We start from the raw sequence: 15,004 nt of genomic DNA, 5'->3' as shown, positions 1-15,004 counted from the left end.
TTTAGGTATGTGGATAATTCGAGTGATGGCTGTTGTGAAGGTTCACTGCAGTTGCTGGTATGGCGTTTGCTAAGTGTTTGTTAAGTATTGGGGCGTGCCTGCAGCGGCTGCGACGATTTCGCGCATCACGTCTGCACATACCGATAAACCTTAACCCAATCCACGACAAACCCAAGAAAAAACCACGCACGTTCCGCCAGGCCTCACCAGAACAGGGCAGCGGGGCGGGCACCGATTCGGTGCAGGGATGCCGGTTCTTGAACTGTCATGGTGCCTTTTTCAGCAGGTCTGCCAATTTCATGGAAAACACCCACAGCGCAATGGACTCTCTGGTCCACGGTTCCAACACGCTTTTCTTACTGATGGGCGCCATTCTGGTGCTGGCGATGCATGCCGGTTTTGCCTTTCTGGAAGTAGGTACGGTTCGCCACAAGAATCAGGTCAACGCACTGTCGAAGATCCTCAGCGACTTTGCCATTTCGGCGCTGGTGTACTTTTTCGTCGGTTACTGGGTTGCTTATGGGGTGACCTTCCTGCAGCCGGCAGCGACGCTGGCCAGCGATCATGGCTACGCCTTGGTGAAGTGCTTTTTCCTGATCACCTTCGCAGCGGCCATTCCCGCGATCATCTCCGGCGGCATCGCCGAACGTGCCCGCTTCGCCCCGCAGTTATGCGCGACAGCACTGATTGTGGCGTTCGTCTACCCGTTCTATGAAGGCATTGTGTGGAACGGTAATTTTGGCTTGCAGGACTGGCTGCAACAGCGCTTCGGTGCGCCGTTTCACGACTTCGCTGGCTCGGTGGTAGTGCATGCCATGGGCGGCTGGCTGGCCCTGGCAGCGGTGTTGCTGCTTGGCGCACGGCGTGGGCGTTATCGTGACGGGCGACTGATCGCCTTTGCTCCCTCGAGCATTCCGTTTCTCGCGCTGGGCTCTTGGATCCTGATCATCGGCTGGTTCGGCTTCAACGTCATGAGCGCGCAGAGCCTGCAAGGGATCAGTGGCCTGGTGGCGATCAATTCGCTGATGGCAATGGTGGGCGGCACCCTGGCAGCGCTGCTGGCCGGGCGCAATGACCCAGGCTTTCTGCACAACGGTCCGTTGGCTGGGCTGGTGGCGGTCTGTGCCGGCTCCGACCTGATGCATCCACTTGGCGCGCTGCTCACCGGCGTAGTGGCGGGTGGGCTGTTCGTCTGGTGTTTCACCGCTGCGCAGAACCGCTGGAAAATCGACGATGTTCTCGGCGTCTGGCCACTGCATGGCGTTTGCGGTGTGTGGGGCGGCATCGCCTGCGGGATCTTTGCCCAGCCGAGCCTGGCTGGCCTGGGCGGGGTGAGCATGATCAGTCAACTGATCGGCAGCCTCGGCGGTGTACTCGTGGCATTGACCGGTGGCCTGGTCGTGTATGGCTTGCTCAAGGCTACGCTGGGCTTGCGTCTGAGCCATGAGCAGGAGTTTCAGGGGGCAGACCTGTCGCTGCATCGAATCGGTGCCACCAGCCAGGATTGACGGGTGCGGGCTGGACTTTACAATAAGTCCACCTCTCCATTGTGCGCAGGCCCGCCATGCTTCCGGAATGCCAACTGCTGGGCACCCTTGGGTGCCACCTGTGCGAAGTCGCCGAAGCCGTGCTGATGCCATTCGTCGAGCGCGGCCTGCTGGTCGAACTGGTCGACATCAGTGAACAGGAGGCATTGTTCGAGCGCTATGGATTGATCATCCCGGTGCTGCGTCGGTGCGATTCAGGCGATGAGTTGCACTGGCCGTTCGATAGCGAACAGGTGGTGGCTTTCCTCCGGCAATGATCGCCCCAGCGGCGGCGCGTCCCTCGTGTGCAAACCTGTGTGGTGACAGATGATCGGCCCTGGCCCGCCATGAGCGAGCCTTGCCATCAGCCACGCAGAGGTCCGTGATGTTCATCACCCCCCACTTCACGCTAGCCGAAATGACCGCTTCCAGCACAGCAGCGCTTGCAGGTCTGGATAACACGCCGCCGCCCGCGGCGTTGGCGAACCTGGGCCTGTTATGCGGCGTACTCGAGCAGGTGCGTAGTCTGCTCCAGGTGCCACTGACGATTACCAGCGGCTTTCGTAGCCAGGCGCTCAACCAGAAGGTCGGCGGCACAGCGCAAAGCGCTCATGTACTGGGGCTGGCGGCTGACTTCACGGCTTTGAACATTCCCGCACGCCAAGTTGCAATACGGATTCGCGACAGTAACATCATGTTCGATCAGTTGATTCTCGAGTTCGACAGCTGGGTCCACCTGGGTGTCTCGACCGAGCATCCACGCCGTCAGGTACTGACTATTCAACGAGGCGGCGGCTACCTACCGGGCATCCACTGACAGCGCCTGCCATTTGACGAAAGCCGGAACAACTTCGTATGCTGTATATAAATACAGTACCAGGGTGAAGCGATGCTCAATGTCGAGCAACTGAAATACAGCATCAACAGGATGGCGCCCGAGCGTGTAGCCGACGCCGTTCTGGAGCTGCGTCTCGAGGGCCTGGTCACGGATGACCGGACGCCCTTTGGCAAGGTCCACTTCAATACCTGCTTCGCTGAAGTCGAGGCGTTGTTTCAACGGGCCGGTTTTCACCGAGCGCTGGATGTCGTCGGCTATCAAGGCCTGGTTTATGCGCTGTACGATCCTGGCCGCTGGGACGCCGTGCAGGTACTGCGCTGGCTCAAGGTGCGCTGCGAGACGGCCGAAGCTGGCTGAGCTGCAGGGCATGGGTGATAATGCCGGCTTACTGACTGCCTGAGCCTGACATGAGCGCACCTTTCGATCCTGCACATCAACAAGCCAGCACGGTATGCCTGCCGCCTGGCGAGTGGAAGACGGTGCTTGATTGCTTGTGTGAGCACTTCAAGGCAATTGATCGCGAGCAATGGCTTGACCGTTTTGCCCGCGGTCGGGTACTGGACGCTGAAGGGCGTGCAATCGGCGCAGATTTGCCTTACCAACGCGGCATGCGCCTGCATTATTTTCGTGAAGTGGCCAACGAGAAACCGATCCCGGTGCACGAATCGATTGTGCACATGGACGAGCACCTGGTCATCGCCGACAAGCCGCACTTTCTGCCGGTGACGCCCACAGGCGAATACGTCGAGCAGACTTTGCTCCGTCGGCTCATCCGCCGGCTGGGCAACCCGCACCTGGTGCCCTTGCATCGCATCGACCGGCATACGGCAGGACTGGTCATGTTCTCGGCCAACCCTGAGACCCGCAGCGCCTATCAGCGCCTGTTCCCCGAACGGCGTATCGACAAGCAGTATCAGGCGATTGCCGCTGCACTGCCTGAACTCGACTTCCCGCTGGTGCGACGCAGCAGGTTGGTGCACGGCGAACCGTTTTTCCGCATGCACGAGGTCCCCGGCGCAGAGAACAGCGAGACGCTGGCGCATGTGATCGAGAAAAATGGTGATTGCTGGCGCTATGGCCTGTCGCCGGTAACCGGCAAGACGCACCAGTTGCGCGTGCACATGGCCGCGTTGGGGGCTGGCATCTGCAACGACCCGTTTTACCCGCAGCTGCAGGCGGTCGAGGATGACTATCAGCGGCCCTTGAAACTATTGGCGCAGAGCCTGCGCTTTGCCGATCCGCTGGACGGCAGCGAGCGCTGTTTCGAAACGCGGCTGGCGCTGGACTGGTAACCGGCCGTCACCGCAGGTTGCCCAGCGATAACGGCTCCGTCAGCACATCAACGGTTGAAGCGCTCCACCAGTGAGTACTGAGTCCCCGCCGTGCCGGTCAGCTCTTCGCTGAGCAAAGCCGAGTGCTGTGCTTGTTCGGCGGTTTCGTCAGCAAGGCTGGCAATGGTGCTGATGTTGCGGCTGATTTCGTCAGCCACGGCGGTTTGCTCTTCGGTTGCCGCTGCGATCTGGGTCGCCATGTCGGTGATATTGGCCACCGCTTCGCTGATGCCGATCAGCGCCTGATCCGCTTCCATAACCCGGGCAACGCCTTCCTGCGCCTGGCGATGGCCACTTTCCATGGTCAACACGGCGCTGCTGGCCGTCTGTTGCAGCTTGGCAATCAGGCCGTGGATCTGCCCGGTGGATTCGGCAGTGCGTTGCGCCAGCTGGCGCACTTCGTCAGCCACCACGGCAAAACCGCGGCCCATTTCGCCGGCGCGGGCGGCTTCGATGGCAGCGTTCAAGGCCAGCAGGTTGGTCTGATCGGCAATGCCTTTGATCACATCGACCACGCCGCCGATCTCGTCGCTGTCCTTGGCCAGTTGGGTCACGGTTTGCCCGGTTTCGCCGACTGCGGTGGACAAGCGAGCAATGGCCTCGCGGGTTTCCCCGGCGATCTGCCGGCCCTGGCTGGTCAGGCGATTGGCTTCCTGGGTGGCATCGGCAGTGCGCTGCACGTGGTTGGCAACTTCCTGGGTGGTCGCGGCCATCTGGTTGACGGCAGCTGCGACCTGTTCGGTTTCTACCCGTTGGCGTTCCAGGCCCGATGAGCTCTGGTGAGCCAGGACATCGGACTGACGCGCCTGATCGCTCAGGTGTTCGGCGCTGTCCTGCAAGCGAGTCAGGCAGGTTTTCATCCGCGCGTCCTGGCTGAGCATGGCCATCTCAAGACGCGCCTGTACGCCGCGGCTGTCGGTGTACATCTGCGCGATCAGCGGGTCGGAGGTGGTTTGCTCAGCCAGACCGAGCAGGCGCTTGAGGCCGCGTTGCTGCCAGCTCAAACCGAGTAGGCCCAACGGTACTGACAGGCCGGCGGCGAGGGCGAAGCCCCAGGAATGGCCCAGCCAGTTGCCGATCAGGAAGCCGACCTGGCTGACCAGAATGAACGGCAGCCAGTCTTGCAGCACCGGCAGCCAGCGGTCGCGGCGAGGGATCGCCGACTTGCCCTGGTTGAGGCGCTGGTACAGGCCTTCGGCACGGCGAATCTGTTCAGCGGTAGGTTTGACCCGCACCGATTCGTAACCGACTACCTGGTTGTTGTCGAAAATCGGCGTTACGTAGGCGTTGACCCAGTAATGATCGCCGCTCTTGCAGCGGTTCTTGACGATACCCATCCACGGCAGGCCTTGCTTGAGGGTCTGCCACATGTGGGCAAACACTGCTGCGGGGACATCGGGGTGGCGGACCAGATTATGCGCAGCGCCGATCAATTCCTCGCGTGAGAAACCGCTGATTTCGACGAAGGCATCGTTACAGTAACTGATCACACCTTTGGCATTGGTGGTGGAGATCAACCGCTGTTGGGCAGGGAAAGTCCGTTCTCTCTGGGTAATCGGCTGGTTGTTACGCATGGCTGCTCGGTCCGCAAGGCTTTCCATGGCTATCGGCATGGCTGCGGTTTTATTGAATGATTATTTAACCAGCGGCGGGCGAGAGAAGGGGCGCAGTGCGCCCCTGGGTTGATGAGATGGCGATCAGCTGGCGATCAGTTGCCGCAGCACATAGTGCAGAATGCCGCCTGCCTTGAAGTACTCGACCTCGTTGAGGGTGTCGATCCGGCACAGCACCTGGATGTCCTGTTGCTCGCCGTGTTCACGGTGGATGCGCAGGGTCAGGGTCATGCCCGGGCGGATCTGCGCGTCGCTCAAGCCGAGGATATCGATGCGTTCAGTGCCGGTCAGGTTCAGCGTCTTGCGGCTGTCACCGGCCATGAACTGCAAAGCCAGCACGCCCATGCCGATCAGGTTCGAGCGGTGAATGCGCTCGAAGCTCTCGGCCAGCACTGCCTTGACCCCGAGCAGGTTGGTGCCCTTGGCTGCCCAGTCGCGGCTGGAACCAGTGCCGTATTCCTGCCCGGCAATCACCACCAGCGGAGTACCTTCAGCCTGATAACGCATGGCGGCATCGTAGATCGAGAGTTTTTCACCGCTGGGCACGTGCACGGTGTTGCCGCCTTCTTCGCCGCCGAGCATCTCGTTGCGGATGCGGATGTTGGCGAAGGTGCCGCGCATCATTACCTCATGGTTGCCGCGGCGCGAGCCATAGGAGTTGAAGTCTTTGGGCTGCACGCCTTTGTCGCGCAGATAGCGACCGGCAGGGCTGTCGGCCTTGATGTTGCCGGCAGGGGAGATGTGGTCAGTGGTGACCGAGTCTCCGAGCAACGCCAACACACGGGCCTGCTGAATATCAACGATCTCGGGCAGCGCCCCGCCGATGTCCTCGAAGAATGGCGGGTGCTGAATGTAGGTCGAGTCAGCCTGCCAGACATAGGTTGCCGCTTGGGGCACTTCGATGGCCTGCCATTGTTCATCGCCGGCGAATACTTCGGCGTATTCCTTGTGGAACATCGCGGTATCGACCTTGGCTACCGCATCGGCGATCTCCTGCTGGCTCGGCCAGATGTCGCGCAGGTACACCGGCTGGCCATCTTTGCCGACGCCCAATGGTTCTTGGGTGAGGTCGACGCGCACACTGCCAGCCAGCGCGTAAGCCACCACCAAGGGTGGCGAGGCCAGCCAGTTGGTCTTGACCAGGGGATGCACCCGGCCTTCAAAGTTGCGGTTACCCGAGAGCACCGAGGCGACGCTCAGGTCAGCGGTGCCGATGGCCGTTTCAATAGCTTCATCGAGCGGCCCGGAGTTACCGATGCAGGTGGTGCAGCCGTAGCCGACCAGGGCAAAACCCAGTTGGTCGAGATATGGGGTGAGGCCGGCAGCATTGTAGTAATCGGTGACGACCTTGGACCCAGGCGCCAGCGAGCTCTTGACCCAAGGCTTGCGGCTCAAACCCTTCTCGATCGCCTTCTTCGCCACCAGACCGGCGGCCATCATCACGCTGGGGTTGGAGGTGTTGGTGCAGGAGGTGATCGCGGCAATCACCACCGCGCCGTCGCGCAGGGTGTAGTTCTGGCCTTCGTGGCTGTAGTCGATCTGCCCGGTCTGGTCGGCATTGCCCACTGCAACGCCACCACCACCTTCGCTCTCGAGCCGGCCGACTTCCTTGGTGGCAGGTTTGACCTGCAGCTTGAGGAAGTCATCGAAGGCCTGGCTGACCTGACCCAAAGCGACCCTGTCCTGCGGCCGTTTCGGGCCGGCCAGGCTGGCTTCCACGGTGTCCATGTCGAGCCCCAGGCTGTCGCTGAACAGTGGCTCCTGGCCTGGCATACGCCACAGGCCCTGGGCCTTGCAATAGGCTTCGACCAGGTCGACCGTGGCTTGCGGCCGGCCTGACAGGCGCAGGTAGTCGAGGGTCACCTGATCCACCGGGAAGAAACCGCAGGTGGCGCCGTATTCCGGCGCCATGTTGGCCAGCGTCGCGCGGTCGGCCAAGGGCAATTCGGCAAGGCCGTCGCCATAGAACTCGACGAACTTGCCGACCACGCCTTTCTTGCGCAGCATCTGCGTGACGGTCAGCACCAGGTCGGTTGCAGTGATGCCCTCGCGCAGCTTGCCGGTGAGCTTGAAGCCAATCACTTCGGGGATCAGCATCGACACTGGCTGGCCAAGCATGGCTGCCTCCGCCTCGATGCCGCCCACGCCCCAGCCAAGTACACCGAGGCCGTTGATCATGGTCGTGTGCGAATCGGTGCCGACCAGGGTGTCGGGGAATGCGTAGACCTTGCCGTCTTCCTCGCGGGTCCAGACGGTGCGGCCGAGGTATTCCAGGTTGACCTGGTGGCAGATGCCGGTACCCGGTGGCACCACACTGAAATTATCGAACGCATTCTGGCCCCAGCGCAGGAAGGCATAGCGCTCGCCGTTGCGTTGCATTTCGATATCGACGTTTTGTTCGAATGCATCGGCGCTGGCGTAGCGGTCGACCATCACCGAGTGGTCGATGACCAGGTCCACCGGCGACAGCGGATTGATCCGCTGCGGGTCACCACCGGCCTTGGCCATCGCCGCGCGCATGGCTGCCAGGTCGACCACGGCCGGTACGCCGGTAAAATCCTGCATCAATACCCGGGCCGGGCGGTACTGGATCTCGCGGTCGGAGCTGCGCGTGTCCAGCCACTGCGCCAGCGCCTTGAGGTCGGTGCCGGTGACGGTCTTGCCGTCCTCCCAGCGCAACAGGTTTTCCAGCAGAACCTTGAGCGACATCGGCAGGCGTTGCAGGTCGCCTAGCTGCTGTGCGGCTTCGTCGAGGCTGAAGTATTGATAGGCGCGGTCGCCTACCTGCAGGGTCTTGAGGGTGTTCAGGCTATCGAGCGAGGGCATTGCCAACTCCTTCTGCGCCGGTGCCCGGCCTCTTGTGCATGCCGGTGTCACCGCTCTGAATAGGTCCGCACGGCACGGACCTGGCTGAGTAGTCAGGTTAGGCCGAAATTGCGGCCATGACCCTGTACTGGACAGGCGGGGCATGTCGCTGGTTCCGATCTTCCTTTATCATCGCCGCCGTGCCGGTGCGTGTTGTGCGCTGGATCAAGGCTGACGATCGCCGTCAGCGATGTGGAGTGACAAATGAATACCCTGTTCATGCATTGCCGGCCTGGTTTCGAAGGCGAGGTCTGCGCCGAAATCAGCGAACACGCCGCCCAGCTTGGGGTGGCCGGCTATGCCAAAGGTAAAGCGCAGAGCGCCAGTGCCGAGTTCGTCTGCAGCGAGCCGGGTGCCGCCGAGCGCCTGATGCGTGAACTGCGCTTCGACAAACTGATCTTCCCTCGCCAATGGGCGCGTGGTGAATTTATCGAGTTGCCCGAAACCGACCGCATCAGCGTGTTGCTCGAGTATCTGGCAGCACTGCCGGTCGCCGGCAGCCTGTGGCTGGAGGTGCTTGATACCAATGACGGCAAAGAGCTGTCGACGTTCTGCCGCAAGTTCGAAGGGCCGTTGCGCAAGGCTTTGGAGAAGGCTGGCCGCTTGGTCGAAGACGCTCAGCGGCCGCGCCTGTTGTTGAGCTTCATCAGTGGTCGACGGGTGTTTGTCGGCCTTGCCGAAGCGGACAACTCGGCGCTGTGGCCAATGGGCATTCCGCGCCTTAAATTCCCCCGTGAGGCGCCCAGCCGTTCGACCCTCAAGCTGGAAGAGGCGTGGCATCAGTTCATCCCGCGCGATCAGTGGGAAGAGCGTTTGCAGGATGACATGACCGGTGTCGACCTGGGTGCCTCACCGGGTGGCTGGACCTATCAGCTGGTCAAGCGCGGCATGCTGGTTACCGCGATCGACAACGGGCCGATGGCCGAAAGCTTGATGGACACCGGCCTGGTGCAGCACCTGATGGCCGATGGCTTCACCTGGAAGCCCAAGCACACCGTGGACTGGATGGTCTGCGACATCGTCGAAAAGCCTGCGCGCAGTGCGGCCTTGATCGAGACGTGGCTGGGCGAGGGCTTGTGCCGTGAGGCGGTGGTCAACCTCAAATTGCCGATGAAGCAGCGCTACGCCGAAGTCCGGCGCCTGCTGGACCGCATCGAAGCGGGCTTCAAGGAGCGCAAGATCAGGGTCTCGATCGCCTGCAAGCAGCTCTATCACGACCGCGAAGAAGTCACCTGCCATTTGCGCCGGCTTGACCTCAAACCGCGCAACACGCGCGGCTGAGGCTCTGCCGGGATCAACGCTTGCCGAGAATTTCGCCGAGCTTGTCCGGCCGTGGTGCGCCTTGCTGACTTTGCAGGCGGCCTTGCGCGTCCTGGTAGAAGATCGCCGGGGTTGCCGATAGGCCGAGTTCTTCCATCACCGCCAGGTTGCTGTCGAGCTGTTGCTGGACGCTCTCGGGGATCTTGTCCAGCGCCTTGAGGGTGCTGGCCTTGCCAGAACTCTCGTGCTGCAGCAGGGCCTTGGTTGGGTCCTTGGCGGCCAGCAGGGCTGCCGATTTGCCTGGGCTGTCTTCACGAATGATGCCGACCATGATGTGCCGCAGCTGCACCTTGCCAGACTCGACCCACGGCCGTGCCTGCTGCCAGAACATGTTGCAGTAGGGGCAGTTCGGGTCGCTGAACAGGTAGACCGTGCGCGGTGCATCGGCTTTGCCATCGGCAATCCACGCCGACTTTTCCAGCTTTGCCCAGATCGCCTTGCTCATCGGCGCATAGACCAGTTTTTCCAGTGGTTCAGCGCTCAGATCCTGGCCTTGCTCGTCAAACAGGCTGCCGACCAGCACATGCTTGCCGTCTGGTGTGAGATACAGGGCAATACCGTTGTTCTGGTACTCGGCTGCGTAGCCACGCATACCGTCTGGAGCGGCGAAGCTGCCCTTGATCACGGCGCCCTTGGCCTGCAGTTGCTGGATGGCCTTTGGCAGTTCTTCGGCCTGCAGCAAGGGCGCGGCGAGCAGAGCGAGGGTCAATGGCAGGAGTGCGGTCAAACGCATGTCAATTTCCTTTTGCAGCGGAGGCGGGCACATCGTCCCGCTCGAATGATTGCAGCGCGTGGCTCAGGCTGGCCCGGGACAGCTCGCCCAGGTGGCTGCCGACCAGCCTGCCGTCGGCGCTGTAGAACAGGGTGGTGGGCAAGGCCATCGAACCGACCCGTTGGGCCAGTTGGCCAGCGCCGTCGAACAGCACATGGGTCAGACTGAGGCCGGTGGTAGCAAGAAAGGTGCTGACGTTTTCCGGGGTTTCCCCTTGGTTGACGAACAGGAAAGTCACGTGTGGGTATTCGTGCTGGGCCTGTTGCAGCACCGGCATCTCGCGCCGGCAAGGCGGGCACCAGGTCGCCCAGATATTGATCACAAGTGGCTTGCCGCGGTAGTCGTGCAGCGCCATCGACTGGCCACTGGCGGTGCGCAAGGTCAGCTGCGGCAGCTCGGTGCCCTTGCTGTACAGGTGGCTGCCCAGGCTGGCCAGCACCCAGAACACACCGCCGCTGGCCAGCGCCCAGCCCAGCGGCCGGCGCAGGCCGGGTTGGCGCCAGCCCTGCCAGAGGGTTCCGAGCACGATCGCCAGCAAGCCGCCCCAGAGCAAGAAGCCGCCATCGCGGATATCGATGATCTGCAGCAGCTCATCGCGGTACATCGGCCAGTAGGCAAGCACGAAGGTCACGCGTGCACCCAGTACCCCCAGCAAGAACAGGTTGAATAGTGCCGACTCCGGGCTCTGGCCACCACGTCGGGCGACGGCCCAGCCAACCACGCAGGCAATCGCCAGCGCCGCCAGCATCAGCAGATGGTTCAGGGCCATGGTCAATGGCCCGAGGGTCACGCTCAGCATCAGCCTTGGCTCCTTGTCTGTGCCCAGTGTTGCAAGAATGTCGCCGCGTCGACTTCACCGGTGATGCGCCGGGGGCGGCGTTCGTCACCCTCTGGGCCGATCCAGATCAGGCTCGGTGGGCCCGGTACCTTGTAGTGTTGCAGCAACTCGCGACTGGCTTGCGAGTCAGCGGTGACATCCAGCCGTAGCAGGTGCACACCGGCCAGGCTGGCTTGTACATCAGCGCGAGCGAAGACTTGTTTCTCCATGACCTTGCACGACACGCACCAGTCGGCATAGTAGTCGACCAGCACCCACTGGCCACGGGCCTTGGCGGCTTGCAGTTCGCGTTGCAGGTCCTGCGGCTGGCTGACGGTGATGAAGGCGTCTTCGGTTTTACCCGCTGAGCTTGGCGCACCGGCGGTAAACGGATGCAGCGGCTGCCATAACTCGCTGCCACCAGCAGCGGCGCCCACCAGCAGCAGGCTACCCCACAGCGCGCCGAGCAGTGGCAGCACGCGCAGCGCCGGCAAGCGCTGCAGTGCGGGCCAGGCGGCCCAGGCCAGGGCAATCAGCCAGCTGCCGGCCAGACCCAGCAGTAGAGGCGCTGGCAGCAAGCCGCGGAGGGTGTACAGGGCCATGGCCAGGAAGACAAAGCCAAACAGGCCCTTGACCCGGTTCATCCAGGCGCCGGGGCGCGGCAGGAAGCGGTTACCGAGGGTGACCAGCAACAGCAGTGGCACGCCCATCCCCAGGCCAAGGCTGAACAGCACCAGAGCGCCTTGCACGACATCGCCGCTCTGCGCGATATACAGCAGTGCACCGGCCAGCGGCGCGGTCATGCATGGGCCCATCAACAGCCCGGACAACGCGCCGAGCAGGGCTGCACCGTACAGGTTGCCACCGGGGGTGCCCTGGCCGGCCCGGTCGAGGCGGTCGCGCACGGCGACAGGCAATTGCAGCTCGAAGGCGCCGAACATTGGCAGCGCCAGCAAAATGAACAGCCCCGCCAGGCTGCCGAGCAACCACGGTTGCTGCAGCCAGGCTTGCAAGCTGGCGCCCAGCAGTGCGGCGATCACACCCAGTGCGGCGTAGACCAGAGCCATGCTCAGTACATAGACGCCCGCCAGCAGCCAGCCGCGGCGAGCGCTGGCGCCGTTGCCCAACACCAGTCCGGCCAGGATCGGCAGCATGGGCAGCGAGCAGGGGGTAAAGGCCAGCAGCAGCCCCAGGCCAAAGAACGCCAGCAGGCCCCAGGCCAACTGGCCCTGCTGCAGATCACTTGCCAGCGCCTGGTCATCCGCCTGGCCTGCGCTCGCAGCAGGCGGGCTGCCGCCAAGGTCGATAACGGTGGTTTGCGGCGGGTAACACAGGCCGGCGTCGGCACAGCCCTGCCAGCCCAGTCGCAGCTGGCCACTGGCCGTCGCCGGGATCAGCAGCTCAAGCTCGCTGCGGTACACCGCACTGTCACCGAAGAATTCATCGTGATGGTTGAGTGCCGCTGGCAGCGGCGGTTGCTGCGTTGCATCCAGGCCGTCGAATTTCAGCCGCTTCTGGTACAGGTAATAGCCGTCCTTGATTTGAAACTGCACGCGCAGTTCGCCTGACGGCAAGCGCTCATGGGTGAGCATGAACGCCTGTTCCACCGGGAGAAAGTCAGGCTTGACCTCGAATGGATTGGCCAGCAATGGCCCGCTCATGAAGAATGTCAGCAGCAACAGAAAAACGCGCATGTCTGGGCCTTGGCAGTGCAGAAGAATGGCCATGCTGGATTGGCCTGATTAACCGAGGGTTAACCCGGTCCTACACGAGCCGTACTACAGCCAGGCGCAGGCGACTAATCCAGCCGCACAGTCCATAATCCTGACTTAATCAGGCCATGGCGCAATAGCTCATCGCCTATTGGAGATTGACCATGCACGTACTGCTCTGCGAGGACGACGACCTGATCGCCAGCGGCATCTGCGCCGGGCTTACCGCCCAGGGCCTGACCGTGGATCGGGTTGCCAGTGCCTCGGCCGCCCGCGCGCTGCTGCAGGCGGCACAGTTCGACGTGATGATTCTCGATCTTGGCTTGCCTGACGAAGACGGCCTCAAGTTGCTACGGCGGCTGCGCCAGCAGGGCGAGAGCTTGCCGGTGCTGGTACTGACCGCCCGCGATGCGATCACCGATCGCGTCGCCGGCCTTGAGGCGGGCGCCGACGACTACCTGCTCAAGCCGTTCGACCTGCGCGAGCTGGCGGCGCGCCTGCACACCTTGCTGCGGCGCATGGCCGGGCGCGCAGTGAACATGATCGAGCACGGGCCGCTGCGCTACGACCCGAGTAGCTGCGAAGCCTATCTGGGCGACCAGCCTGTTGACTTGTCCCGGCGTGAACAGGCGCTGCTGCAGGCACTGCTGCAGAACAAGGGGCGGGTGCTCTCCAGTGAACAACTCAAAGACTGCGTCTACGGCTTCAGCGATGAAGTCGAGAGCAATGCCCTCAACGTGCATATCCATCACCTGCGGCGCAAGCTGGGCAACGGCATTGTCGAGACCGTGCGCGGCCTCGGTTATCGGCTGGGCCCGGCGCAGGTGCCCGCACCATGAGCCTGCGTGTACGCCTGTCGCTTATTCTGGGCAGCGCCTTCATCGTCATCTGGGCGCTTGCCGCGGCCTGGATGCTGCGCGACCTGCGCCAGCAGATGATGTTCTCCCTTGACCAGCGCCTGGTGGCCTCCGCGCGGATGGTTGCCGGGCTGATCGACCAGTTGCCCCAGCCCCTGGCGGGCAAGGGTGAAGAAACTCGCTTTGCCGCTGACCAGCTCAGCGTGCCGGATGGCATGGCCTGCCAGGTCAGTTCGCTGCGCGGCGAGATCATCGCCAGCAACCACAAGCACGAAGGCACCATGGACGACCAGTACAGCGGCTTTCGTGACCAAACCATCGACGGTGCAAGCTGGCGCACGTTCACCTACCACCGCGGTGATATCCGCATCACCACGGCGGACCGCCATCAAGAGCGCGAGGCGCTCAATCAATCGATCCTGCTGGCGGCTTCGGCACCGGTGCTGATGGCCTTGCTGGGCAGCCTGGGCTTGTTGTGGATCGGTCTGGGCAAAGGGCTGGAGCCGATCAATCGGATCCGCGATGCGTTGCGCAAGCGTCGTGTCGACAGCGTCGAGCCGCTGCAGGTCAGTGGTATACCGAGTGAACTGCAGCCGTTGGTGGAAACCCAGAATCAGCTGTTCCAGCGCATCGCCCAGACCCTTGAGCGCGAGCGGCGCCTGACCGACGACGCTGCCCATGAGCTGCGCAGCCCGCTGACCGCGATCAAGACGCACCTGCAGGTGGCACGCATGACCGACGGCGCCGTACGCGAGCAGGCACTCGAGCACGCCGAGCAGGGCACCGACCGCATGCACCGCACTCTTGAGCAGTTGCTGATGCTGGCGCGGGTCGAGGGCAGCCTGTCGTTTGACGACGGGGTGCAGTGCACTGCCGAGCAAGTGGCGCGCCAGGCCGTGCAGGATGTCGGCGCCGGTGACAGTCGGCGGATCACCGTACGCCTGCCGCAGGACGCCACCGAGGTTTACCTGAGCATGCCCGGCCCGCTGGCGGTGGCGGCGTTGCGCAACCTGCTCGACAACGCACTGCGCCATGGCGGTGATGCCGCCGTGGAGCTGGAAGTGCAGATGGCCGACGGCCAGGCCGGGTTCCTGGTGCGTGACCATGGCCCGGGCATCAGCGCAGGCGATTTGCAGCACATGACCGAGCGTTTCTGGCGCAACAGCCAGAGTGGCGGTTGCGGCCTGGGCCTGGCGATTGTGCAGGCGATTGTCCAGCGTTGTGCCGGCAGCCTGCGCTTTGACAGCCGCAGCGATGGTTTGCGGGTTTGGCTGCAGGTGCCGACTCGGGCGGACAACTGAGTTTGCCGGCGGCGCCTTGGCCTGGGTTGGCCCAGGCGCAAAATGTTTGTAA

General features: G+C 62.9%; 13 protein-coding genes. 8 read left to right on the top strand and 5 right to left on the bottom strand.

Features of this window, described 5'->3' with window-relative positions:
* Positions 1-299: 299 nt before the first annotated feature.
* The 5 genes from K3F44_RS11850 to K3F44_RS11830 all read left to right on the top strand — a co-directional run bounded on the left by K3F44_RS11850 (position 300) and on the right by K3F44_RS11830 (position 3,656).
* Positions 300-1,508, top strand: a complete 1,209-nt coding sequence (locus K3F44_RS11850) for an ammonium transporter (protein ID WP_150570721.1) — start codon at positions 300-302, stop codon at positions 1,506-1,508.
* A gap of 56 nt (positions 1,509-1,564) precedes the next feature.
* Positions 1,565-1,804, top strand: a complete 240-nt coding sequence (locus K3F44_RS11845) for a glutaredoxin family protein (protein WP_150570722.1) — start codon at positions 1,565-1,567, stop codon at positions 1,802-1,804.
* A gap of 107 nt (positions 1,805-1,911) precedes the next feature.
* Entirely contained in the window at positions 1,912-2,343 is a 432-nt protein-coding gene (locus tag K3F44_RS11840) for a D-Ala-D-Ala carboxypeptidase family metallohydrolase (protein ID WP_150570723.1), read from the top strand.
* A gap of 72 nt (positions 2,344-2,415) precedes the next feature.
* Positions 2,416-2,721, top strand: a complete 306-nt coding sequence (locus K3F44_RS11835; RefSeq protein ID WP_150570724.1) for a transcriptional regulator — start codon at positions 2,416-2,418, stop codon at positions 2,719-2,721.
* Between the two features lie 50 nt (positions 2,722-2,771).
* The gene (locus K3F44_RS11830; RefSeq protein ID WP_150570725.1) at positions 2,772-3,656 is read left to right on the top strand and encodes a pseudouridine synthase; all 885 of its coding nucleotides are present in this window, start codon (positions 2,772-2,774) and stop codon (positions 3,654-3,656) included.
* Positions 3,657-3,703: 47 nt separating this feature from the next.
* Here K3F44_RS11830 and K3F44_RS11825 read toward each other — a convergent pair whose 3' ends face one another.
* On the bottom strand, positions 3,704-5,269 hold the full coding sequence (locus K3F44_RS11825; protein WP_150570726.1) for a PAS domain-containing methyl-accepting chemotaxis protein: 1,566 nt from the start codon (positions 5,267-5,269) through the stop codon (positions 3,704-3,706).
* Positions 5,270-5,392: 123 nt separating this feature from the next.
* On the bottom strand, positions 5,393-8,134 hold the full coding sequence (gene acnA / locus K3F44_RS11820) for an aconitate hydratase AcnA (RefSeq protein ID WP_220634082.1): 2,742 nt from the start codon (positions 8,132-8,134) through the stop codon (positions 5,393-5,395).
* 243 nt (positions 8,135-8,377) lie between these two features.
* Between acnA and rlmM the strand changes: the two genes are divergently transcribed.
* A complete protein-coding gene (rlmM, locus tag K3F44_RS11815) occupies positions 8,378-9,454 on the top strand; it encodes a 23S rRNA (cytidine(2498)-2'-O)-methyltransferase RlmM (protein WP_150570728.1) in 1,077 nt (358 codons plus the stop codon).
* Between the two features lie 13 nt (positions 9,455-9,467).
* On the opposite strand, the gene dsbG is transcribed toward rlmM, so the two are convergent.
* The 3 genes from dsbG to dsbD are packed head-to-tail and all read right to left on the bottom strand — an operon-like array spanning position 9,468 to position 12,776.
* On the bottom strand, positions 9,468-10,226 hold the full coding sequence (dsbG, locus tag K3F44_RS11810) for a thiol:disulfide interchange protein DsbG (protein ID WP_220634081.1): 759 nt from the start codon (positions 10,224-10,226) through the stop codon (positions 9,468-9,470).
* Between the two features lies 1 nt (position 10,227).
* Positions 10,228-11,064 (bottom strand): TlpA disulfide reductase family protein, encoded by an 837-nt coding sequence (locus K3F44_RS11805; RefSeq protein WP_101321261.1) that lies wholly within the window; start codon positions 11,062-11,064, stop codon positions 10,228-10,230.
* A complete protein-coding gene (gene dsbD, locus K3F44_RS11800) occupies positions 11,064-12,776 on the bottom strand; it encodes a protein-disulfide reductase DsbD (RefSeq protein ID WP_220634080.1) in 1,713 nt (570 codons plus the stop codon). The genes K3F44_RS11805 and dsbD overlap by 1 nt, the downstream gene beginning before the upstream one ends.
* A 182-nt stretch (positions 12,777-12,958) precedes the next feature.
* Here dsbD and K3F44_RS11795 point away from each other — a divergent pair, with 182 nt between their 5' ends.
* Both K3F44_RS11795 and K3F44_RS11790 read left to right on the top strand, forming a co-directional pair.
* Positions 12,959-13,633: a response regulator transcription factor gene (locus tag K3F44_RS11795; protein ID WP_101321259.1), complete on the top strand. Its 675-nt coding sequence runs from the start codon at positions 12,959-12,961 to the stop codon at positions 13,631-13,633.
* Positions 13,630-14,952: an ATP-binding protein gene (locus tag K3F44_RS11790; RefSeq protein ID WP_103438045.1), complete on the top strand. Its 1,323-nt coding sequence runs from the start codon at positions 13,630-13,632 to the stop codon at positions 14,950-14,952. Before K3F44_RS11795 ends, K3F44_RS11790 begins: the two co-directional genes overlap by 4 nt.
* Positions 14,953-15,004 lie beyond the last annotated feature (52 nt).

Origin of the sequence: Pseudomonas sp. S07E 245, from assembly GCF_019599025.1 — a bacterium.
Taxonomy (GTDB): domain Bacteria; phylum Pseudomonadota; class Gammaproteobacteria; order Pseudomonadales; family Pseudomonadaceae; genus Aquipseudomonas; species Aquipseudomonas shirazensis.
The sequence above is the reverse complement of the archived record's forward strand: the minus strand, read 5'-3'. Positions and strand labels throughout refer to the sequence as shown.